Origin of the sequence: Rhizobium sp. WYJ-E13 (assembly GCF_018987265.1) — a bacterium.
Lineage (GTDB): Bacteria > Pseudomonadota > Alphaproteobacteria > Rhizobiales > Rhizobiaceae > Rhizobium.
The window spans coordinates 896,072-916,847 of sequence record NZ_CP076853.1 but is presented as its reverse complement, the minus strand read 5'-3'; the positions used below and the strand labels follow the sequence as shown (position 1 = coordinate 916,847).

General features: G+C 60.0%; 20 protein-coding genes. 13 read left to right on the top strand and 7 right to left on the bottom strand.

The genetic code is table 11. The features are described from left to right. Window positions 1-5 precede the first annotated feature (5 nt). The 7 genes from KQ933_RS04565 to rsmA all read left to right on the top strand — a co-directional run bounded on the left by KQ933_RS04565 (window position 6) and on the right by rsmA (window position 8,489). Complete coding sequence (locus tag KQ933_RS04565; RefSeq protein WP_216757588.1) at window positions 6-779, top strand: phosphatase PAP2 family protein; 774 nt, start codon at window positions 6-8, stop codon at window positions 777-779. A gap of 99 nt (window positions 780-878) precedes the next feature. Next, the gene (gene lptF / locus KQ933_RS04560; RefSeq protein WP_216757587.1) at window positions 879-2,060 is read left to right on the top strand and encodes an LPS export ABC transporter permease LptF; all 1,182 of its coding nucleotides are present in this window, start codon (window positions 879-881) and stop codon (window positions 2,058-2,060) included. Then, window positions 2,057-3,145: an LPS export ABC transporter permease LptG gene (lptG, locus tag KQ933_RS04555; protein ID WP_183730620.1), complete on the top strand. Its 1,089-nt coding sequence runs from the start codon at window positions 2,057-2,059 to the stop codon at window positions 3,143-3,145. The genes lptF and lptG overlap by 4 nt, the downstream gene beginning before the upstream one ends. Next, window positions 3,145-5,499, top strand: coding sequence for an LPS-assembly protein LptD (locus KQ933_RS04550; RefSeq protein WP_216757586.1), 2,355 nt, complete (start codon window positions 3,145-3,147; stop codon window positions 5,497-5,499). Before lptG ends, KQ933_RS04550 begins: the two co-directional genes overlap by 1 nt. 185 nt (window positions 5,500-5,684) lie before the next feature. Next, a complete protein-coding gene (locus tag KQ933_RS04545) occupies window positions 5,685-6,626 on the top strand; it encodes a peptidylprolyl isomerase (protein WP_216757585.1) in 942 nt (313 codons plus the stop codon). A 7-nt stretch (window positions 6,627-6,633) separates the two neighbouring features. Then, complete coding sequence (gene pdxA, locus KQ933_RS04540; RefSeq protein WP_216757584.1) at window positions 6,634-7,662, top strand: 4-hydroxythreonine-4-phosphate dehydrogenase PdxA; 1,029 nt, start codon at window positions 6,634-6,636, stop codon at window positions 7,660-7,662. Then, window positions 7,662-8,489, top strand: a complete 828-nt coding sequence (gene rsmA, locus KQ933_RS04535; RefSeq protein ID WP_216757583.1) for a 16S rRNA (adenine(1518)-N(6)/adenine(1519)-N(6))-dimethyltransferase RsmA — start codon at window positions 7,662-7,664, stop codon at window positions 8,487-8,489. Before pdxA ends, rsmA begins: the two co-directional genes overlap by 1 nt. On the opposite strand, the gene gmk is transcribed toward rsmA, so the two are convergent. The 7 genes from gmk to fabD form a co-directional block, all read right to left on the bottom strand. After that, window positions 8,486-9,148 (bottom strand): guanylate kinase, encoded by a 663-nt coding sequence (gene gmk, locus KQ933_RS04530; RefSeq protein ID WP_216757582.1) that lies wholly within the window; start codon window positions 9,146-9,148, stop codon window positions 8,486-8,488. The genes rsmA and gmk overlap by 4 nt on opposite strands. A 3-nt stretch (window positions 9,149-9,151) precedes the next feature. After that, window positions 9,152-10,039: a YicC/YloC family endoribonuclease gene (locus KQ933_RS04525; RefSeq protein WP_216757581.1), complete on the bottom strand. Its 888-nt coding sequence runs from the start codon at window positions 10,037-10,039 to the stop codon at window positions 9,152-9,154. A 16-nt stretch (window positions 10,040-10,055) separates the two neighbouring features. Beyond that, window positions 10,056-11,285 carry an endolytic transglycosylase MltG gene (mltG, locus tag KQ933_RS04520; protein WP_216757580.1) on the bottom strand — a complete coding sequence of 410 codons (1,230 nt, stop codon included), beginning with the start codon at window positions 11,283-11,285 and terminating at the stop codon, window positions 10,056-10,058. Window positions 11,286-11,402: 117 nt separating this feature from the next. After that, window positions 11,403-12,665, bottom strand: coding sequence for a beta-ketoacyl-ACP synthase II (gene fabF / locus KQ933_RS04515; RefSeq protein WP_216757579.1), 1,263 nt, complete (start codon window positions 12,663-12,665; stop codon window positions 11,403-11,405). A 93-nt stretch (window positions 12,666-12,758) separates the two neighbouring features. Further along, a complete protein-coding gene (locus KQ933_RS04510; protein ID WP_003547058.1) occupies window positions 12,759-12,995 on the bottom strand; it encodes an acyl carrier protein in 237 nt (78 codons plus the stop codon). Window positions 12,996-13,281: 286 nt separating this feature from the next. Next, window positions 13,282-14,019, bottom strand: a complete 738-nt coding sequence (fabG, locus tag KQ933_RS04505; RefSeq protein ID WP_216757578.1) for a 3-oxoacyl-[acyl-carrier-protein] reductase — start codon at window positions 14,017-14,019, stop codon at window positions 13,282-13,284. Between the two features lie 29 nt (window positions 14,020-14,048). Further along, window positions 14,049-14,993, bottom strand: coding sequence for an ACP S-malonyltransferase (gene fabD / locus KQ933_RS04500; RefSeq protein WP_216757577.1), 945 nt, complete (start codon window positions 14,991-14,993; stop codon window positions 14,049-14,051). Between the two features lie 208 nt (window positions 14,994-15,201). Between fabD and KQ933_RS04495 the strand changes: the two genes are divergently transcribed. From KQ933_RS04495 to KQ933_RS04470, 6 genes are all read left to right on the top strand, one after another. Beyond that, window positions 15,202-16,245 (top strand): aldo/keto reductase, encoded by a 1,044-nt coding sequence (locus tag KQ933_RS04495; RefSeq protein ID WP_216757576.1) that lies wholly within the window; start codon window positions 15,202-15,204, stop codon window positions 16,243-16,245. A gap of 329 nt (window positions 16,246-16,574) precedes the next feature. Then, a complete protein-coding gene (gene rpsF, locus KQ933_RS04490; protein ID WP_029616526.1) occupies window positions 16,575-17,033 on the top strand; it encodes a 30S ribosomal protein S6 in 459 nt (152 codons plus the stop codon). Window positions 17,034-17,045: 12 nt separating this feature from the next. Continuing rightward, on the top strand, window positions 17,046-17,294 hold the full coding sequence (gene rpsR, locus KQ933_RS04485; protein WP_007531286.1) for a 30S ribosomal protein S18: 249 nt from the start codon (window positions 17,046-17,048) through the stop codon (window positions 17,292-17,294). A 145-nt stretch (window positions 17,295-17,439) separates the two neighbouring features. Then, on the top strand, window positions 17,440-18,420 hold the full coding sequence (locus tag KQ933_RS04480; RefSeq protein ID WP_216757575.1) for a DUF2232 domain-containing protein: 981 nt from the start codon (window positions 17,440-17,442) through the stop codon (window positions 18,418-18,420). Between the two features lie 21 nt (window positions 18,421-18,441). Further along, window positions 18,442-19,020, top strand: coding sequence for a 50S ribosomal protein L9 (gene rplI, locus KQ933_RS04475; protein WP_183730661.1), 579 nt, complete (start codon window positions 18,442-18,444; stop codon window positions 19,018-19,020). A gap of 99 nt (window positions 19,021-19,119) precedes the next feature. Next, window positions 19,120-20,490: an IS1182 family transposase gene (locus KQ933_RS04470; RefSeq protein WP_216755122.1), complete on the top strand. Its 1,371-nt coding sequence runs from the start codon at window positions 19,120-19,122 to the stop codon at window positions 20,488-20,490. Window positions 20,491-20,776: the final 286 nt, after the last annotated feature.

Here is a 20,776-nt window from a genome sequence, read left to right as displayed (position 1 = left end):
TTGCGTTGACAGTTTTTTCGAAAAATCGATGGCGGGGTCCGGCAATTCGCCTGCCGCAAACGGCATTCGGCGTCTTTGTCCTGCTCTTCTGGGCGTGGTGGCTTCTGCTAGGCCTCTTTCGGGCCTTTCCCGAGATAGATATCTATTTTTCCCGGCTTTTTTTCGTCCAGGAGGCATGTGGCGCATCGGCACCCGCGACGCAGGTCTGCGGCTCCTTTCCCTATCGGAGCGAGGCAATCCTCAGCCTGCTGCGCACCCTCTTCTTTTACGTTCCCTATGTCGTCACCGCCGTAATGCTGTGGAAGCTAGCCGAATGCTATCAACAGCATGGCGCGACATTCAACGCCCCGCGCGCCCGCGATCTGAAGGTCGCGCTCGGCACGCTGCTCATCGGCCCCGTTCTTCTCGTCAATGTGATCCTCAAGGAGCATTGGGGCCGGCCGCGCCCGGTGCAAACGGATTTCTTCGGCGGTACGCTTCACTTTGCCGAAGCCGGTTCACTCGCCGGCAAATGCATCTCGAACTGTTCCTTCATATCAGGCGAAGCGGCGAGCGCGGGCTGGCTGTTCTGCTTGCTGATCTTCGTTCCGAAGTCGGTGCGCTATGCGCTTGTGGCACCCGTTGCCGCCGTTTCCATCCTGACGCCGGCGATGCGGCTTTCCTTCGGCGCACATTATTTATCCGATGTGGTGCTGGCGTGGCTCTCCTCGGTTGTCATATTCGCAGCGCTGATGGCACTCGCTGAGTCGCCACAGCGACAAAAAAATTCTGAAATTTGAATGAATTTTTGACACGGCCTTGTCGCAAAACCGCGACAAACAGCGTAGAGGGAATCTCCTGTTGGCCATATCGGCCTGCGGGTGCTTTCAAGGGCGAGCATGAAACTACTTGAGACATATATATTGCGGCGTGTCGGCCAGATGTTTCTCGTGGCCCTGCTGCCGGTGCTTGCGATCATCTGGACTACCCAGGTTTTGCAGCGCATCAACCTAGTGACCGACAGCGGCCAGTCGATCGGCTCCTTCGCCACGCTTGCGACGCTGATCCTGCCGTCGATCATTCCCATCGTGCTGCCTTTCGCTCTCGTCATCGGCATTACCCAGACGCTGACGACGATGAACAACGATTCGGAGCTGACCGTGATCGATGCCGCCGGCGCCCGCCGCACCATCCTGGCGCGGCCGATCCTGCTCCTTGCGGTCCTCATCAGCGTCTTCTCGTTCTTCGTCGACAATGTCGTCGAGCCGCGCGCGAAGACGGTCGTGCGGCAGATGATCGCCGCCACTTATGCCGATCTTCTTTCGTCGGTGATCGAGGAAAAGACCTTCCGCAAGATCGATGAAGGCCTCTATGTGCAGATCTCGCAGCGGCTCGCCGGCCGCATGCTGAAGGGCCTTTTCGTCGCCGACGAGCGCGATCCGAATAACGAGCTCATCTATTATGCGCGCGAAGGCGCCGTGGATGATATCGGCACGTCGCTGATCATGCATGACGGCGAAGTCCATCGCAAAACGCCCGATGGAAACGTCTCCGTCATCAAGTTCGATTCCTATTCCTTCGACCTTTCGGACATGACGGAAAATAACGGACAGGCGACGCTTCGCGCCAGCGACCGCGATCTCGCCTTCCTGCTCAATCCCGATCCGAAAGATCCTGACTATATCGCCAAGCCCGGCAGCTATACCGCCGAACTGCATCGCCGCCTGACCGACTGGATGCTTCCCTTCGTTTTTGCGCTTTTCTCGCTTGCCATAGCCGGGGATGCGCGATCGCATCGCGAGGCGCGCATGCATCCGATGGTTGGAGCGCTGGGCCTCGCATTCATACTGCGCTGGGCGGCGTTTTACGTTGCCAACCAGATCGACAAGAACACGATCTATATCCCGATCCTCTATGCGATCCCGATCGTGACCGGCCTGGTTTCGATTATTTTCCTGAACATGCATAAGCGGCTTGCCATGCCGCTCGCCGTCAGAAATCGCACCTCGAGACTCTGGAAGCGCGCGCAAAAGCGGGTACTTGCCGTGACGGGTTGGACCGGCGGAGGCGCTGCGCGATGATTTTCGGAACGTTGTCGCGGTATTTCTTCCGCCGGTATGTCGTGACCACGATGTGGTTCCTAGTCGGCATGAGCGCCATCACCTTTCTGCTCGACTTCAGCGAGACGGCGAGTCGCATCTCCAGCTTTCCCGGCTACACGCTGGGTGGTGCTGTGCTGCTCACTGCCGCTCGACTGCCGTTGATCCTGCAGCAGACCATCCCCTTCGTGGCGCTGTTCGTCGGCATTACCGTGCTGATCGGGCTCAACCGGAAATATGAACTCGTCGTCACCCGTGCGGCCGGTATCTCGGTCTGGCAGTTCATGCTGCCTTTTATCGCCGGCTCCCTGATTCTCGGCGTGCTGACGGTGGTGGCGCTCAATCCGCTCGCCGCCTGGGGCCAAAGGCAGGCAACGCAATTCGAAACGGCGTGGCGCGGTCAGGACAATGCCATGATCAGGGCGCTGCAGGTTCCGTGGCTGCGCCAGATCAGCGGCCGGGACGATGTCATCATCGGCGCGAAGACCGTACTGGAGAACGGCACGCTGCTCATGGACGCGGTCCTTATCCACTTTGACAGCAGCGGTCAGGTCATTCTGAGGCAGGATGCCTCATCGGCCAAATTGGAAGATGGTTACTGGCAGCTTAACAACGTCATGGAACGCAAGCCTGGGGAAATCCCGGTGCGTAAGGTTTCGGAACAGCTTCGTACGAACCTGAAGCAGGACTTCATCAAGGAGCGGCTCACAGCGCCGGAAACAATTGGTTTCTTTGATCTTTCCAACCGTATCGCTGCCGCCAAATCCTTCGGAATCTCCACGAAGGCGCTTGAGACTCAATTCAACTCACTGCTGTCGCAGCCGCTGCTCCTGGTGGCCATGACTCTCATTGCTGCAACAGTGTCTCTAAAATTTAGCCGGTTCAACCAGTCACGCTCTGTGATTCTGGGTGGAATCCTTTCAGGCTTCATGCTTTATGTCGTCACCGTGCTTGTAAAGGCATTTGGAAGCAGCGGTGTCGTGCCGCCGTTTGTGGCGACTTGGATACCAGTGATCGTGGCGCTCGCTTTAGGCGCGACGATCCTGCTTCATCAGGAGGATGGCTAGTGGCGGTAGGCGACCGCAAGGTGTTTAGTAAACAGTTGGTTGCCCTGCTCTTAGGCGCGGCTCTGTGTTCCTATTTCGAAAATGCTCCGCTGGCCTACGGCCAGGAGAACAGTACAGGCATGCCTGCAATCGGCCAGAATATCTCGCCGGATGCGAAGCTGATGCTGTCTGCGAACGAGCTTGTCTATAATAGGGACCAGGAGCTCGTCTCTGTGATCGGCGGCGTGCAGATCAACTACGGCGGCTACAGGCTGGTTGCCCAGAAGGTCGACTATAACCAGAAGACCGGCCGCATGATGGCGACCGGCAACATCGAGATGGTGACGCCCGACGGCAACCGAATCTATGCCGACCACCTCGATGTGACCGACAATTTCGCAGACGGCTTCATGAATGCGCTGCGAATTGAAACAAGCGACAATACCCGCCTCGTTGCCGAAACCGGCCAGCGCGTCGGCGGCACGCAGATGATTCTCAATAAAGGTGTCTACACGGCCTGCTTGCCCTGTGCCGAAAAGCCCGAACGCGCGCCCTTCTGGCAGGTCAAGGCGCAGCGTGTCATTCAGGACAACCAGAAGCACACGATCCGGCTCGAGCACGCCCGCTTTCAGCTGCTTGGCCGTTCGATCGCCTACGTTCCGTGGATCACGGTCCCCGATAATACCGTGAAGCGCAAGTCGGGCTTCCTGTTCCCGACGATGAGCGTTTCGCAGAATATCGGCTACGGTCTGCACGTTCCCTATTATTACGTTATCTCCCCGAGTTCGGATTTCACCGTCACGGGCACCGGCTATACCTCGCAGGGCTTCATGCTCGAGGGTGAATATCGCCGCCGCTTCGAAAACGGCACGGTGACGATGCATATTGCCGGCATCGATCAGATGAACCCCGGTAATTTCAGCGCCGGTACAAGCGATGCCGAAGCCAAACAGCGCGGCATGGTCGCGTCGACAGGGAGCTTCAGGATCAATCCCCGCTGGACCTTCGGCTGGGATGTGATGGTGCAGAGCGACAACAACTTCTCGCGCACCTACAAGATCGATGGTTACGACAACACGCCGCACGCCAATACCGTCTATCTGACGGGTCTCGGCAAGCGGAATTACTTCGACCTGCGCTCTTTCTATTTCGACGTTCAGGACGCCGACCCCAACAACACCGCGGAAAAGCAGCAGGCGATCGTCTATCCGACGCTTGACTATCACTATGTTGCGCCGCAGCCACTCGCAGGCGGTGAGCTTTCGGCAGATGTCAATCTCACCAATATTTCGCGCACCCACGACGATTTTTATAATGTCGCAGGTTTCGACCGCTTCCGTGGCCTGGAGGGTCAGACCACCCGCTTGAGCACGGAACTGCAATGGAAGCGCACCTTCGTGACGCCGACGGGGCTTGTGATCACACCGTTGCTCGCGGCACGCGGCGATGCTTTCGCGCTCAACATGGACAGTCCGGTCGATGCCAACGGCATTCCCTATGCCGGCAACTACGACGAGGATAACGCGGCAGCGCGCGGAATGGTGACGGCCGGGCTGGAAATGCGCTACCCGATCCTGTTCACGACCAGCAACAGCACGCATGTTCTGGAGCCGATTGCCCAGATCTATGCACGGCCGGATGAACCACTCGCCGGCCGGCTGCCGAATGAAGATGCGCAGAGCTTCGTCTTCGATGCGACCAACCTTTTCGATCGTGACAGATTCTCCGGTTACGACCGCATCGAGGGCGGCACGCGCGCAAACGTCGGCTTCCAGTATACGGGCACCTTCGACAGCGGCTACAAGCTGCACGGCATCTTCGGACAGTCCTACCAGCTCGCCGGTCAGAATTCGTTTGCGACCGACGACCTCGTGAATGTCGGCGCCGATTCCGGCCTTGAGACCGACCGTTCCGACTATGTTGGCCTCGGCGGCATCGAAATGCCTTTCGGCCTCTCCGTGGCAGCATCCTACCGGCTGGACGAAAAGGATTTCTCCTTCAATCGCGGCGACCTGACAACGGCCTATCAGAACGATACTTTCTCGGGCCAGCTCACCTATACGCACGTGAGCGCCCAGCCGGCATACGGCTTTGCTGAAGACCAAGACGAGATTCAGGCGAGCAGCAGCGTCAAGTTCAAGGACTATTGGTCGATCTTCGGTGGTATCGCCTGGGATCTGAACAATGACGTCGTTGTCAGGCGTTCGCTCGGCATTTCCTATCAGGACGAGTGCACCATCTTCACCATCGCCTATGTGGATAGGCGGGATACGACGGATCAAACGGCAAGCGACTGGACGATCGCCGCCCGTCTGACCTTCCGCACGCTCGGCGATATCCGGTTGGGCACGGGTGACGCTGCAAATAGCCTCTGACGACAGATGCCGGCCGGAAATCTCCGGCCGGGCCATTCTTTCGCCGTAAGCCTGTGCAGGACATTGCGACCAATCGTTATGTGAGGCATAGGGTGTCGCGGAGCCAGAGATGCGATTTCCGCTCGTCTCAGTCTATGGTAAGAACGCCGCGCGCCGGATCGTCGGCGCTATCGGGAGGTCAACAGATGATTGACGCGAAGAAAACCGTAACCACGCTCATTGCAGGCGCAGCCTTCATGCTTGCTGCCTTCAGCACCCCTGTCTTCGCCGCAAGCGAAGTGAAAGCGGTGGTAAACGGTACTGCGATTACCAGCGGCGATGTCGCCAAGCGGCAGGCCTTCATGCGACTGCAGCGCCAGAAACCTGATGCCAAAGCCGCAGAAGAACAGCTTGTCGATGAGACGCTGAAGCGGCAGGAAATCGCTCGCGTGCGCATGTCCGTCTCGCAGGATGACGTCAATGCCTCATTCGCCCGTTTCGCCGCCAGCAACAAGCTTTCCGTCGAGCAGATGTCACAGATCCTCGACCGCGCCGGCGTGGGTGTCGATCATTTCAAGAATTTCATTGCCGTGCAGATGAGCTGGCCGCGCATCGTCAATGCGCGCTATGGCTCCAGCGCACGCATTTCGAACTACGATCTTGTCAACCGCATGATGCAGAACAACAAGCAGAAGCCGGTGACGACGGAATACATGCTGCAGCAGGTCATCTTCGTGGTTCCGCCAGCCAAGCGAAATGCGATTACGGCCAAGCGCAAGAGCGAGGCTGAGGCATCGCGCTCCAAATATCCTGGCTGCGATCAGGCGAAGACTTTCGCCGCCACGATGCGGGACGTCTCGATCCGCGATCTCGGCCGCATGCTGGCTCCGGAAATTCCCGCGGACTGGAAAGATCTCGTCGCACAGGCCAAGGGCAACACGACGGCAACGCGCGTGACCGACAAGGGCGTAGAATATCTGGCAATCTGCAGCCAGCGTCAGGTTTCGGACGATCAGGCAGCCGAAATGGTGTTCCGCCAGGAAGATCTCGACAAGGCCAAGTCGGACAAGTCCGCAGCGCCGGAAAACGAAAACAGCACCAAATATCTGGATGAACTGCGCAAGCACGCGCAGATCATCTATCGCTGATTTTTCCATGGCGACACCGTTTTCGCGACCGCTTGCGTTGACGCAGGGCGATCCGGCCGGCGTGGGGCCTGATATCGCCCTTGTGGCCTGGCTTCGCAGACGCGAGCTTGGGCTGCCGCCGTTCTTCCTGATTGGCGATCCCGACGTGCTTACGGCGCGGGCGCGACAGCTGAGGCTTGACGTTCCCCTGCGCAGCATCGGCAACGCAATGGAGAGCCTCGGTATATTTGCGGAAGCGCTGCCGGTCATGCCTATACCGGCCGGCATCGATGTTGCCGCTGGAGAGCCGCATGTCGCAACGGCAAAGGGCACGATCGCCTCGATCGAGACGGCCGTGGCGCTGGTGATGCAGGGCGAAGCGCTGGCGGTCGTTACCAATCCGATTGCCAAGTCGGTGCTCTACGAGACAGGCTTCAAGTTTCCTGGTCATACGGAATTCCTTGCCGATCTCGCCATGCATGCGACCGGCCAGTCGGTCACGCCCGTCATGATGCTCGCGGGGCCGAAACTGCGCGCCATTCCTGTCACCATCCATATTCCGCTCAAGGATGTGCCACAGGCCCTGACGCTCGGCCTGATCGTCGAGACATGCCGGATCGCAGACAAGGATCTGAAGCAGCGGTTCGGCATCGCGGCTCCGCGGCTCGCAATCGCAGGGCTCAATCCGCATGCCGGTGAAGGCGGTGCAATCGGCAAGGAGGATGAGGCCATCATCCATCCGGCGGTCCAAATCCTTCGTGACGAGGGTATCGATGCGATCGGCCCCCTCCCCGCCGATACGATGTTCCATGACGAAGCGCGGGCACGTTACGACGTCGCGGTCTGCATGTATCATGATCAGGCGCTGATCCCGGCCAAGGCGCTCGGCTTCGATGATTCGGTGAATGTAACGCTCGGCCTTCCTTTCGTTCGCACCTCCCCCGATCACGGCACCGCCTTCGGCATTGCCGGCAAGGGCCTTGCACGCGAGACGAGCCTCGTTGCGGCCCTCAAGCTCGGCGCTCAGCTTGGCCGTACTGCGGAAAGCCATCGTTGATGGCTGCACTCGACGGTCTGCCGCCGCTTCGCGAGATTATCCAGCGTCATGGGCTCGATGCGCGCAAAGCGCTCGGGCAGAACTTCCTTCTCGATCTCAACCTGACGCAGAAGGTTGCCCGCACAGCCGGTGCGCTGGATGATGCGACGGTCTTTGAAGTCGGCCCCGGCCCTGGCGGGTTGACGCGGGCGATCCTGGCGCTCGGAGCAAAGAAGGTCATCGCGGTCGAGCGCGATGCACGCTGCCTGCCGGCCTTGGTCGAAATCGCCGATCATTATCCAGGCCGGCTGGAGGTCATCGAGGGCGATGCGCTGAAGATCGATTTCGAGGCGATAGCGCCGGAAGGCCCTGTCAAGATCATCGCCAACCTGCCCTACAATGTCGGAACCCAGCTATTGGTGAACTGGCTGCTGCCGAAGGCATGGCCGCCCTTCTGGCAATCTCTGACGCTGATGTTCCAGAAGGAGGTCGGCGAGCGGATCGTCGCCTCGGAGGATGACGATCACTATGGCCGTCTCGGCGTGCTCACGGGATGGCGCACCCATGCCCGCATGGCATTCGATATTCCGCCACAGGCTTTCACGCCGCCGCCGAAAGTCATCTCGACGGTGGTCCACCTGACGCCGAACGAAAACCCAATCCCCTGCTCCGTCGCCAATCTGGAGAAGGTGACGCAGGCCGCTTTCGGCCAGCGCCGCAAGATGCTGCGCCAGAGCCTAAAGCCGATCGGCGGGGAAAGCCTGCTCGTCAAAGCCGGCATCGATCCAGCCAGGCGTGCAGAGACACTGTCGGTGGAGGAATTCTGCCGGCTGGCGAACAGCCTTTAGAGTATTGGCGTTTCCTCAAGCAATTCCCGGACGAAATCGAACATGCCGTGGCGGCGGTCGCGACGCAGACGTTCTGCCTTGACGATCGACTGGACGGCATCGAGGGCGGCGTTCAGGTCGTCATTGACGATGACGTAGTCATATTCGCGCCAGTGGGCGATTTCGGCACGGGAATTTGCGAGGCGCGTCTGGATGACCTCCTCGGAATCCTCGGCACGGCGGTGCAGGCGGGACTGGAGCTCGGTCATGGTCGGCGGCAGCACGAAGATCGAGACCACATCGGCCTGCATCTTCTGTTGCAACTGCTGGGCGCCCTGCCAGTCGATATCGAAGAGCATGTCGCGGCCTTCGGACATGGCCTGCTCAACCGGCTCGCGGGGCGTGCCGTAGAAATTGCCGTGAACCTCGGCCCATTCCAGCAGAGCATCGGAATCGCGCAGCCGCTCGAATTCCCGCACGGACTTGAAATGATAGTGAACGCCTTCCACTTCACTCGGCCGGCGCTGGCGTGTCGTGACGCTGACGGAAAGACCGATCTGCCTGTCCGTTTCCAAAAGCGTACGCGCGATGGTGGATTTACCGGCGCCCGAGGGCGACGAGATGACCAGCATCAGACCGCGACGGGCGATCTGGATGGGCGAGATTTTCGCCGGGCTCATGTCCTACTCCAAATTCTGGACCTGCTCGCGGAACTGATCGATCACCACCTTCAGCTCGATCCCGGCTGCGGTGACGGCCGAAGCGTTCGACTTCGAGCAGATCGTATTCGATTCGCGGTTAAATTCCTGTGCAAGGAAATCGAGCTTTCGTCCGACAGGCCCTCCTTTGACCAGGAGATCACGAGAGGCAGTCACATGGGCCTTCAGCCGGTCGATCTCTTCGCGCAGATCCGCCTTGGTGGCGAGCAATGCTGCTTCGGCATGCAGCCGGTCGCGATCGAGCGCGCCGGCACCTTCCATGAGGAGCGCGACTTGTGCCGAAAGCCTTGCCGCGATCTCCTGCGGCGAGCGCGAGGGATCGGCCTCGATCGTGCTCGTCAGGCCTTCGATCGTCGCGATCTGTCCAAGAAGCACGCGGGTAAGCGCTGCTCCCTCTTGCTCACGCATGATCCTGAGATCGGAAAGAGCAGCCATCAGTCCCGACAGGATATCGGCATCGCGCGCGGCAATCGCCTCTTCGCTGTCCTGCGTCTCGCGAAAATCGACGAGGCCGCGGATGGAAAGCAGCGTGTCGAGCCGCAGCGGTGCCGGATCGATCAGGCCCTCCAGCTTGTCGCGCATGGCAAGAACGGCAGCGAAGGCATCCTGATTGAGCACGGCCTCAAGTTGGCTTTCGCCCGTCGTCAGGGACAGCGTGGCCTGCAGATTGCCGCGGCTGAAATTCTCGCCGGCAATGCGGCGAACATCCGCTTCGAGGCGCTCCAGGCCGGGCGGCAGGCGAAGTCTGACATCGAGCCCCTTGCCGTTGACCGAACGCAGTTCCCATGCCCAGCGCCAGCGGCCGGCCGTTCCCTCGCGCCGCGCAAAACCGGTCATGGACTGCAATGCCATCGAAGGCCTCCCGATATCAGTTGATCTTCTTTTTCTTCGACGGAACCGCGGATGTGTTGTCCGCAGGCTGGCCTTCCGGCTGTCCGTCGACGACAATTTCGGGATCGGCGCCCTTGTCGGCTTCCAGCTTGCGCCAGCGCTTGACGTTGGCATTGTGGTCTTCGAGCGTCGCCGCGAAGACATGGCCGCCGGTTCCGTCAGCGACGAAATAGAGATCCTGCGTCTTCCAGGGATTGGCGACGGCTTCCAGCGCGTCCTTGCCGGGATTGGCGATCGGTGTCGGCGGCAGGCCCTTGATGACGTAGGTGTTGTACGGCGTCTCTTTCTTCAGATCCGACTGGTAGATTGGCCGGTCGGAGGGTTTGCCCCCGCCACCGAAGAGACCGTAGATGATCGTCGGATCGGACTGCAGGCGCATGCCCTTGCTGAGACGGTTCAGAAAGACGGAGGCGACATGGGCGCGTTCATCCGGCACGCCGGTTTCCTTCTCGACGATCGAGGCGAGCGTCACGAATTCTTGCTTGCTCTTCAGGAGCAGCGAAGGATCGCGCCGTTCCCAGATCTGGTCGACCAGCTTCTGCTGGGCGGCAGCCATCTGGTCGATGATCTCGGACCGCTTGGTGCCGCGCGAGAATTTATAGGTATCGGGCCGCAGGCTGCCTTCCGAAGGAAGAGCCGCCGGCAGGTCGCCTTCGAGAACCGGATCGTCCAGCATGCGATCGAACATCTGCCGCACCGTCAGCCCCTCGGGGAAGGAGACGGAATAGAGGATCGACTTGCCGGATTTCAGGAGTTCCATGATCTCGTTCATGGACGCATGCGCCTTGATCTCGTATTCACCGGCCTTGAGGCTTTCGCCGGCGTTGAGATGAGTCGCCGTCAAATAACGAAAGATGCGGGCATCCGAGATGATGAGATTGCGCTCGAGATTCGAAGCGATTTCCGAAAGGCCTGCGCCATTGCGGATGATGAAGTTGGTGTTCGTCTGCAGCGGACCGGGGCTCTGATAAGCGGTGATGGCGTAATAGAAGCCGATGAGACCGGCGATACAGACGACCACCGCCATGGTCATCACGAAATTCAGGAAGAGGATGACCTGGCTGCGGGCATTCCTGGAGCGCTTCGGAGGCTCGGGAACGCGTTCCGGGCGCAGGGCTTCGCTCGGGGACTTCGGGATGATCGGTCCCTTCTGCGCCGGCTGGCCGTTCTGGCCATTCTCGCTGCTCTGGTTGGTCGTATCGCTCACCGGCAATCCTCTAAAACTAGGCCCCGCTTCACTATTTCGCGAAGTAATGCGGCAAAAACAGGTTCTGCCGCGCTTCTCGACGCCGTTTGACGTTCGCCCGCGCTCGCAAACCGCCTGTTACGCGACGTAGCGGCGCAGCACGAGCGATGCATTCGTGCCGCCGAATCCGAACGAGTTGGATAGCGCCACATTGATTTCTCGCTTACGAGCCTTGTGCGGAACAAGATCGATCGCGGTTTCTCGCTCAGGATTGTCGAGATTGAGCGTCGGAGGGGCGATGTTATCCCGGATTGCGAGGGTCGTGAAGATCGCCTCGATGGCGCCGGCAGCACCAAGCAGGTGGCCGGTCGCGGATTTGGTCGATGACATGGAGATCTTCGATGCCGCATTGCCGACGAGGCGCTCGACGGCGCCGAGTTCGATCGTATCGGCCATGGTCGAGGTACCGTGGGCATTGATATAGTCGATATCGGCAGGCGTCAGGCCGGCGCGCTTCAGCGCCATGGTCATGCAGCGGAACGCGCCGTCGCCGTCTTCCGACGGCGCGGTAATGTGGAAGGCATCACCGGAAAGCCCGTACCCGACCACTTCGGCATAGATCTTGGCACCGCGCGCGATCGCATGGTCCAGCTCTTCGAGAACCACGATACCGGCGCCCTCGCCCATGACGAAACCGTCACGGTCCTTATCGTAGGGACGTGAAGCCTTCTGCGGGTCGTCATTGTGCTGCGTCGAGAGCGCCTTGCAGGCTGCAAAACCGGCGAGCGAGATGCGGCTGACCGGGGATTCCGTGCCGCCGGCAACCATCACATCGGCATCGCCGAGCGCGATGAGACGGGCGGCATCGCCGATGGCATGCGCGCCGGTGGAGCAGGCGGTGACGACCGAATGGTTCGGGCCGCGCAGCTTGTGACGAATGGAAACCTGGCCGGAGACGAGGTTGATCAGACGGCCGGGAATGAAGAAGGGGGAGATGCGGCGCGGGCCTTTGTCGCGCAGCGTATAGCCAGCTTCGACAATGCCTTCGATGCCGCCGATGCCGGAGCCGATCAGCACGCCTGTCGCGATCTGGTCCTCATCGGTCTCGGGATGCCAGTCGGCATCCTTGAGCGCCATGTCGGCGGCAGCCATGCCGTAGATGATGAAAGGATCTACCTTGCGCTGTTCCTTCGGCTCCATCCAGTCGTCGGCATTGAACGTACCGTCCGAACCGTCACCAACGGGAATGCGGCAGGCAATCTTGGCGGGAAGGTCTTCGACCTCGAATTCGGTCACGAGGCAGGCACCGTTTGTTCCCGCGAGCAGGCGGGACCAGGTAACGTCCGTTCCGCATCCCAAGGGCGATACCATGCCGGTACCTGTTATGACGACCCTTCTCATCGACTGCTTTCCCCCGTCTGTTATGTTTTATGGAGAAACATGCTCAAAAGAAAAGGGCGGACTCTTGGCCCGCCCTTTCTCGAATGCACAGTATCAGGCCTGAGCCTTCTCAATAAATTTCACGGCATCGCCGACCGTCAGGATCGAGTCAGCGGCATCGTCGGGAATTTCAACGCCGAATTCTTCTTCGAAAGCCATGACCAGTTCGACCGTGTCGAGCGAGTCAGCGCCCAGATCGTCGATAAAGCTGGCGCTCTCGACGACCTTGTCGGCATCGACGCCAAGATGATCAATAACAATTTTCTTTACGCGTTCTGCGATATCGCTCATGTCGGTTTCCTCGACCTTATGTCCTGATCGGAATGTCCTTCTGACACCCCTACCCTGTTTCAGCCTGCGATGCGTTCAGACATCCTCGGCAAACTCGTTTACCCAGCTTTAGAGAAGTCCCAGGCTTGCGAAAAGCCCGCCGGTCCGTCTGCTTTTTTCGGGACGACTGTTGACAGTCATGGCCCGCTTAACATGCTTTAAGTCTGCCGCAAAGCCAGAAAATCAACCGTTCGTGATTGCTCAACACGCTATTGGCTGAAATCGACGGCTGCGGCAGCTAATCGTTTCAGATCATGGCCATGCCGCCGTTTACGTGCAGGGTCTGACCCGTCATATAGGCTGCTTCAGAGGAGGCGAGATAGAGGACGGCAGACGCCACTTCGGCGCCGGTGCCCATGCGCTTCATCGGGATCGCCCCCATGATCGTTTCCTTCTGCTTCTCATTCAGCTTGCCGGTCATGGCGCTTTCGATGAAGCCTGGAGCAACGCAGTTGACGGTCACGTTGCGGGTAGCGATTTCCTGCGCCAAAGACTTCGAGAAGCCGATCATGCCTGCCTTGGAGGCACAGTAGTTCGCCTGTCCCGGATTGCCGGTGACGCCGACGATCGAGGTGATGTTGATGATGCGGCCATAGCGGCGGCGCATCATCGGGTGCGTAAGCTCGCGCGTCAGGCGGAAGGTCGCCGTCAGGTTCACTTCGAGAACGGCATCCCAATCCTCGTCGCTCATGCGCACGAAGAGACCGTCCTTGGTGATGCCGGCATTGTTGACGAGAATATCGACGCCTTCGAGATCGGCTTCCGCCTTCTGGCCGAGAGCCTTGACCTCATCGCGATCCGACAGGTTCGCCGGGAAGATCTTGACGCGCTCGCCCAGCTCGTTTGCCAGGGCTTCCAGCTTTTCGACGCGGGTACCGTGCAGGCCGACAATGGCGCCCTGCTTATGGAGAAGGCGGGCGATTTCCTCGCCAATGCCGCCCGATGCGCCGGTGACGAGAGCCTTGCGGCCGGAAAGATCGAACATGAGAACGTTCCTTATATCAAATGGGGCAATCAGGCGGTGAGAGAGGCAATGGCAGTGTCGATATCGGCAGGGCCGTTGACCGAGATACCATTGATATTCTTGTCGATGCGGCGTGCAAGGCCGGTCAGCACCTTGCCGGCGCCGAGCTCATAAAGCGTGGTGACGCCGTTTGCGGCAAACCATTCCACGGTCTCGCGCCAGCGGACCTGTCCGGTAACCTGCTCAACGAGAAGATTGGCGATCTCCTCTGCATCAGTGACGGGGGCGGCGCGGACATTGGCGATGACAGGTACGACCGGGTTGGTCTTCTTCACGCCGGCGAGCGCCTCGCGCATGGCGTCTGCGGCCGGCGCCATCAGCTTCGAATGGAAAGGAGCGGAGACCGGCAGCAGGATGGCGCGCTTCGCGCCCTTGTCGGTCGCAAGCCCGGCCGCTTTTTCGACGGCGGACTTCTCGCCGGAAATGACGAGCTGGCCACCGCCATTGTCATTGGCGATCTGACAGGAGCCAATGGCCGAGGCCTCTTCGCAGACGGCCTGCACGTCGGCATGTTCGAGGCCGATGATGGCCGCCATGGCACCGACGCCGACAGGCACGGCTGCCTGCATGGCATTGCCACGGATGCGCAGAAGTCGCGCCGTATCGGCAATCGAGAAGGTGCCGGCGGCACAAAGGGCGGAATATTCGCCGAGCGAATGGCCGGCGACGTAGGCGACCTTGGCCTTCAGATCGAGACCCTTGGCTTCGAGAACACGGATGACAGCCATGGAGACAGCCATCAGCGCCGGCTGGGCGTTTGCCGTCAGCGTCAGCTTGTCTTCGGGACCGTTGAACATGACGTCGGAGAGCTTTTCGCCGAGCGCTTCATCGACCTCTTCGAAAACGGCGCGGGCTTCTGCAAAATTCTCGGCGAGATCCTTGCCCATGCCGACGGCCTGGCTGCCCTGGCCGGGAAAAGTGAAAGCAATGGTCATTTTTTCGGTCCCTCGATGATGCCCATTGGGCCATTTCGCCTCCAATTGACATTCTTTCTTTCAGAGTCAAGTGGCGGCGGATACTCTCCAAAGCGTTTCACCCCAGCGGGAAAGGCCGGTTTTTTCTCTTGCGCTTCAGTAAATCCAGCCTAGATTTGCGCGGCTCCTCCCACGCCCTTCCTTTCTTAGCTGACGTCCAAGGTCCCCGATGAAATACAATAAATTAGGCCGCACAGATATTTCCGTTTCCGAGATTTGCCTTGGCACCATGACCTGGGGCACGCAGAACAGCGAGGCGGAAGCCCATGAGCAGATGGACTACGCCGTCCAGGAAGGTATCAATTTCTTCGATACTGCCGAGCTATACCCGACCACGCCGGTTTCGGCCGAAACGCAGGGCCGCACGGAAGACTATATCGGCAGCTGGTTCGAAAAGACCGGCAAGCGCAAGGATATCGTCCTCGCTACCAAGGTTGCCGGCACCGGCCGCTCTTACATCCGCAACGGCGAAGGCGCCGACGCCAAGAATATCCGCATCGCGCTCGAGGCCAGCCTGAAGCGACTGAAGACCGATTATGTCGATCTCTACCAGATCCACTGGCCGAACCGTGGCCATTTCCATTTTCGCCAAAGCTGGCACTACGATCCCTTCAAGCAGGATCGCGCCAAGGCCATCGCCAACATGACCGACATTCTGGAGACGGTGGGCGAACTGGTGAAGGAAGGCAAGATCCGCTCCTTCGGCCTCTCCAACGAGACGACCTGGGGCACGCAGAAATATGTGACGCTTTCCGAGCAGATGAACCTGCCGCGCGTCGCCAGCGTCCAGAACGAATACAATCTTCTCTACCGCCATTTCGATCTCGACATGGCGGAACTCTCCCACCACGAAGATGTCGGTCTGCTGGCCTATTCGCCCCTTGCCGCCGGAATCTTAAGCGGCAAGTACATTAACGGCGAGAAGCCCGAGGGCACGCGCGCGTCGATCAACGGCGACCTTGGCGGACGCCTGCAGCCGTTGCAGGAAGCGCCGACGAAGGCCTATCTCGACATCGCATCACGGCACGGCCTCGACCCCGCCCAGATGGCGCTTGCCTTCTGCCTGACCCGCCACTTCATGACCTCCGTCATCATCGGTGCGACCTCGATGGCGCAGCTGAAGACGGATATCGGCTCAGCGAACGTGCAGCTCAGCAGCGATGTGCTTGCTGAAATCGAGAAGGTTCACCGGCAGTATCCGATGCCGCTTTAAAGACATCGTCAACGGGCGCTCTGCGTCCTGGCGCCTCTGGCTCGCAAGCGCATGACCTGCTTTTCCGCCATATGCGCTTGCCTTTCGCTCAAAAATCCGTATAAGCGCGCCTGTTCGTTAACCCGGTCTTCTGGCTGGTGGCTGAACGGAGGGCCGGTTTGCTTCTTGCGAGCCGTTCGGAACGGAAGCGTTCCAGCCTCCCGTGTCTCCGCTCTCGACCGTCTCGGAAACGCTTTTCTTGCTTGGCGCCTGGCGCCTCTCAGGAGCAGTCGTTGAGGCTTAGCCGCCGAATGCCGGGTTCTGATCAACGCAAGAAAGGCAAAGCTGTCATGGCTCTTTATGAACATGTATTCCTTGCCCGACAGGATATTTCCACGCAGCAGGTCGATGCCCTCGTAGAACAGTACAAGGGCGTGATCGAAGCTAACGGTGGCAAGGTCGGGCGCATCGAAAACTGGGGCCTCAAGTCCCTCACCTACCGCATCAAGAAGAACCGCAAGGCTCACTATGCCCTGATGGATATCGATGCACCGGCAGCTGCGATCCAGGAAATGGAACGTCAGATGCGCATCAGCGAAGACGTTCTTCGCTACATGACCATTGCTGTCGAAAAGCACGAAGACGGCCCGTCTGCCATGATGCAGAAGCGCGACCGCGACGACCGCGGCCCGCGTGAAGGCGGCGACCGTGGCCCGCGCCGCGAATTCGGTGATCGTCCGCCGCGCCGTGACGGCGACTTCCAGCGTGGCCCACGCCCTGACCGCGCTCCCCGCGAAGACCGTGCATAAGGAGAAATAAGAATGTCTGAATCTTCCTCCGCTCCGGTCCGCCGTCCGTTCCATCGTCGTCGCAAGACCTGCCCGTTCTCCGGTGCAAACGCTCCGCGCATCGACTACAAGGACGTCCGTCTCCTGCAGCGCTACATTTCCGAGCGCGGCAAGATCGTTCCGTCCCGCATCACGGCCGTTTCCCAGAAGAAGCAGCGCGAACTCGCCCAGGCGATCAAGCGCGCTCGCTTCCTCGGCCTGCTGCCGTACGTCGTCGCCTAATTTGGATATCGGAGCCCCGGATTTCTGATCCGGGGCTTTCTCCCTTCCGCGATGGGCGCGGATCGGAACCTTAAAACCCATGTTGAGGCTCTCCCGAACTCTCTCAGGGAAATCCTCTAACTGCTTGATGAAGCAGGACAGCGAAGTGACAAGACCGAACCTGAAAACGCTTGCGACCGGCGCACTCGCCGGATTGACCGCCGCCTTGCTGGTGCTTGGCGCGAGCATGCAGCCGTCGTTCAGCGCCGTGCTTTATGCCGCTTCCGCGCTTCCGATCCTGCTCGTCGGCCTCGGCTGGGGCAATACAGCCGCAATTTCGGCCGTCGTCACCGCCGCCGTGCTTGGCGCCATCGCCATTTCCCCGTCCTTCGCGCTCGTCATGACGCTGGTGACGCTGCTGCCGGCAGGATGGATCAGCCACCTTGCGAACCTCGCGCGCCCGGCTTCCGAACTCGGCGGCCCCGACCATCTGCTCGCCTGGTATCCGCTGTCCGATATCCTGCTGCATCTGTGCGGTCTCGTCACCTTCGCCGTCATCGTCACCGGCATCATGATCGGTTACGGGCCTGAGATTACCGATCAGATGGTCGATGTGCTGATGGCCTCGCTGCAGGAGCAGCAGCCGACATTCATCCCCGATCCGGCCGCGACCGCGCAGACGAAGTCGCTCGTCGTGCTCATGCTGCCGGCCCTGCAGGGCGGCATCTGGGTGGTGATGCTGTTTGCCGCCTATTACATCGCGACCCGCATCGTCGCCGCTTCCGGCAAGGGCCTGCGTCCGCGCGAGGACATTCCCTCCTCGTTGCGCATGAACCGCAATTCGATCTTCATCTTCCTCGCCGGTCTTGCCGCCACGTTCATGGGCGGCGTTCCGGCGATGATCGGCGCCACGGTTGTCGGAGCCTTCGGCGCCGGCTTCCTGATGTCCGGCTTCGCCGCGCTGCATTTCCGCACCCGCGGCAAGGACTGGCGCCTGCCGGCCCTCATCCTCAGCTACCTGGCATGCACGATGATGCTGCCAGCTCTTTTCATCCTCGTGCTTGGTCTCGCCGATACCCGCAAGGCAATCGCCCTGACCCCGACCAAGGATGCTGATGCCCCCAAACAACCCGATACCGAAATCTGAGAACAAGAAAGGAAAAACACCATGGACGTCATTCTTCTCGAACGCATCTCCAAGCTTGGCCAGATGGGCGAAACCGTAAAGGTTCGCGACGGCTTCGCACGCAACTACCTTCTGCCGCTCGGCAAGGCACTGCGCGCCAACGCTGCCAACAAGGCCCGTTTCGAATCCGAGCGCGCAACGCTCGAAGCCCGTAACCTCGAGCGCAAGTCCGAAGCCCAGAAGGTTGCCGACGTTCTCGACGGCAAGTCCTTCATCGTCGTCCGCTCTGCCGGCGAAACCGGCCAGCTCTACGGCTCCGTCGCTGCCCGTGACGTCGTCGACGTTCTGGCCGCAGAAGGCTTCAACATTGCCCGCAACCAGGTTCACCTCAACACGCCGATCAAGGCGATCGGCCTGCACAAGGTCGAGCTGCAGCTCCATGCTGAAGTTGAGATCAACATCGAGCTGAACGTTGCCCGCTCCACCGAAGAAGCCGAGCGTCAGTCCAAGGGCGAAGAGCTCACCTCTGTTGATGCCATCTACGGCGTTGACGAAGATGCCCTGCGTCCGGAAGATTTCTTCGATCCGGAAGCCGACGGCGTTGCCGAAGACGAGGCATAATTCCTGTCTTCAGACTGAACGGAAAGCCCGGCTTCGTGCCGGGCTTCAGACTGCTGACAAACCCCTGGCCACAGCCAGGGGTTTGTGATTCACTGGGACATGTTGAAGAAACCTGCTCCCGAACAAACGGCTCTCGAGATGGTGACGCTCGACAGCCTGGTGCCGAAGGATCACCTGCTTCGCAAGATCGATGCGGTGATCGACTTTTCCTTCATCCATGATCGTGTTGCCGGGCTCTACTGCGCCGACAACGGGCGTCCGCCGCTCGATCCTACCTTAATGTTCAAGGCTCTGTTCATCGGCTACCTGTTCGGGGTTCGCTCGGAGCGGCAGTTGGTGCGCGAGATCGAGGTCAATGTCGCCTATCGCTGGTTCCTTCGGATGAAGCTGACTGAGCCGGTCTTCGATGCCTCGACGCTGTCGCAAAACCGTCGCCGCCGCTTCAACGATACGTCCGTGGTCCAGGACATCTTCGATGCGATCGTGAAGCAGGCGATCCGGCACGGCCTGGTCGACGGCACGGTACTGTATACGGATTCCACGCATCTGAAGGCCAATGCCAACAAGGGCAAATATGATCTTGAGATGCTCCAGAAATCGCGGGCCGATTACTGGGCCGATCTTGACCGGGCGATCGAGGCCGAACGGGCCGCGCATGGCCAGAAGCCGCTGAAGGAGAAGGCGCGCGAGCCCGAGGTGAAGGAAACCAAGGTCAGCCGCACCGACCCTGAAAGCGGCTACATGGTGCGCGACGGCAAGCCCAAGGGCTTCTTTTATCTCGATCATCGGACCGTCGATGGTCGCCATGCCATCATCACCGACACGCATGTGACGCCGGCCAATGTGCATGACTCGATCGTCTACCTGGAGCGGCTGGACCGGCAGCGCGACCGCTTCGACTTGCATGTCGGCGCGGTCGGGCTCGATGCCGGCTATGCGACATCAGGCATCGCCAAGGGACTGGAGGACAGAAAAATCCTCGGCGTCACCGGCTATCGCAATCCCACCCCACCCAAGGACGGGATGATGCGCAAATCGAAGTTCGTGTTCGAGCCCGAGACGGACGGCTATCGCTGCCCCGAGGGCCAGTTGCTGACCTATGCCACCACCGACCGCAACGGCTACAAGCACTACCGCTCCGATCCTGCCATCTGCCGAAACTGCCCGCTGCTTGCCTCCTGCACGTCCAATGCCAAGGCTGAGCGCACCATCACCCGCCATGTCTGGCAAGACGCCCGAGAACGAACAGATGCCAACAGAAAGACACCCTGGGGCAAGGCAATCTATAAGCGGCGAAAAGAGACCGTCGAACGTTCCTTTGCCGACGCCAAACAACTTCACGGCCACCGCTACGCCCGCTTCCGAGGCCTCGTCAGAGTCCGCTGCCAATGCCTGCTGGCCGCTGCCGCCCAGAACATCAAGAAGATCACCATAGCGCTGACCAAGACCCCAAAGCCAGCCTGGGGATAAGGCCAGACAGCCGTAATTCTCATCAGACCAACCTCATCGGCAAAACGTCACTTCACCGGGCGTTCCGACAAAAAACCGCCGACAAAATCGACGGGTTTGTCAGCGGTCTGAGCCCGGCTTCGTGCCGGGCTTTTTTGCTGCGCCTTCCAATCGGGGGCGCTAAAATAGCAGCGTGCTTGAATGAGAAAGTGAGTCGCCGCGGGCGGCGTGTCCCGCAAGCGACAGTCAGGATATTTCTACTCAGCGGGTCCGCCGACTGTGGAGAAGTCGAAGAATGTGCAAAGCG

What these genes read in the sequence shown, in the direction of transcription:
- gmk (WP_216757582.1), bottom strand. Translation starts at nt 9,148, where the DNA reads ATGAGCCCGGCGAAAATCTCGCCCATCCAGATCGCCCGTCGCGGTCTG.
- fabD (WP_216757577.1), bottom strand. Translation starts at nt 14,993, where the DNA reads ATGACCATTGCTTTCACTTTTCCCGGCCAGGGCAGCCAGGCCGTCGGC.
- rpsR (WP_007531286.1), top strand. Translation starts at nt 17,046, where the DNA reads ATGTCTGAATCTTCCTCCGCTCCGGTCCGCCGTCCGTTCCATCGTCGT.
- KQ933_RS04510 (WP_003547058.1), bottom strand. Translation starts at nt 12,995, where the DNA reads ATGAGCGATATCGCAGAACGCGTAAAGAAAATTGTTATTGATCATCTT.
- lptG (WP_183730620.1), top strand. Translation starts at nt 2,057, where the DNA reads ATGATTTTCGGAACGTTGTCGCGGTATTTCTTCCGCCGGTATGTCGTG.
- rsmA (WP_216757583.1), top strand. Translation starts at nt 7,662, where the DNA reads ATGGCTGCACTCGACGGTCTGCCGCCGCTTCGCGAGATTATCCAGCGT.
- fabG (WP_216757578.1), bottom strand. Translation starts at nt 14,019, where the DNA reads ATGTTCGATCTTTCCGGCCGCAAGGCTCTCGTCACCGGCGCATCGGGC.
- rpsF (WP_029616526.1), top strand. Translation starts at nt 16,575, where the DNA reads ATGGCTCTTTATGAACATGTATTCCTTGCCCGACAGGATATTTCCACG.
- KQ933_RS04470 (WP_216755122.1), top strand. Translation starts at nt 19,120, where the DNA reads ATGTTGAAGAAACCTGCTCCCGAACAAACGGCTCTCGAGATGGTGACG.
- lptF (WP_216757587.1), top strand. Translation starts at nt 879, where the DNA reads ATGAAACTACTTGAGACATATATATTGCGGCGTGTCGGCCAGATGTTT.
- KQ933_RS04495 (WP_216757576.1), top strand. Translation starts at nt 15,202, where the DNA reads ATGAAATACAATAAATTAGGCCGCACAGATATTTCCGTTTCCGAGATT.
- KQ933_RS04525 (WP_216757581.1), bottom strand. Translation starts at nt 10,039, where the DNA reads ATGGCATTGCAGTCCATGACCGGTTTTGCGCGGCGCGAGGGAACGGCC.
- KQ933_RS04545 (WP_216757585.1), top strand. Translation starts at nt 5,685, where the DNA reads ATGATTGACGCGAAGAAAACCGTAACCACGCTCATTGCAGGCGCAGCC.
- fabF (WP_216757579.1), bottom strand. Translation starts at nt 12,665, where the DNA reads ATGAGAAGGGTCGTCATAACAGGTACCGGCATGGTATCGCCCTTGGGA.
- rplI (WP_183730661.1), top strand. Translation starts at nt 18,442, where the DNA reads ATGGACGTCATTCTTCTCGAACGCATCTCCAAGCTTGGCCAGATGGGC.
- pdxA (WP_216757584.1), top strand. Translation starts at nt 6,634, where the DNA reads ATGGCGACACCGTTTTCGCGACCGCTTGCGTTGACGCAGGGCGATCCG.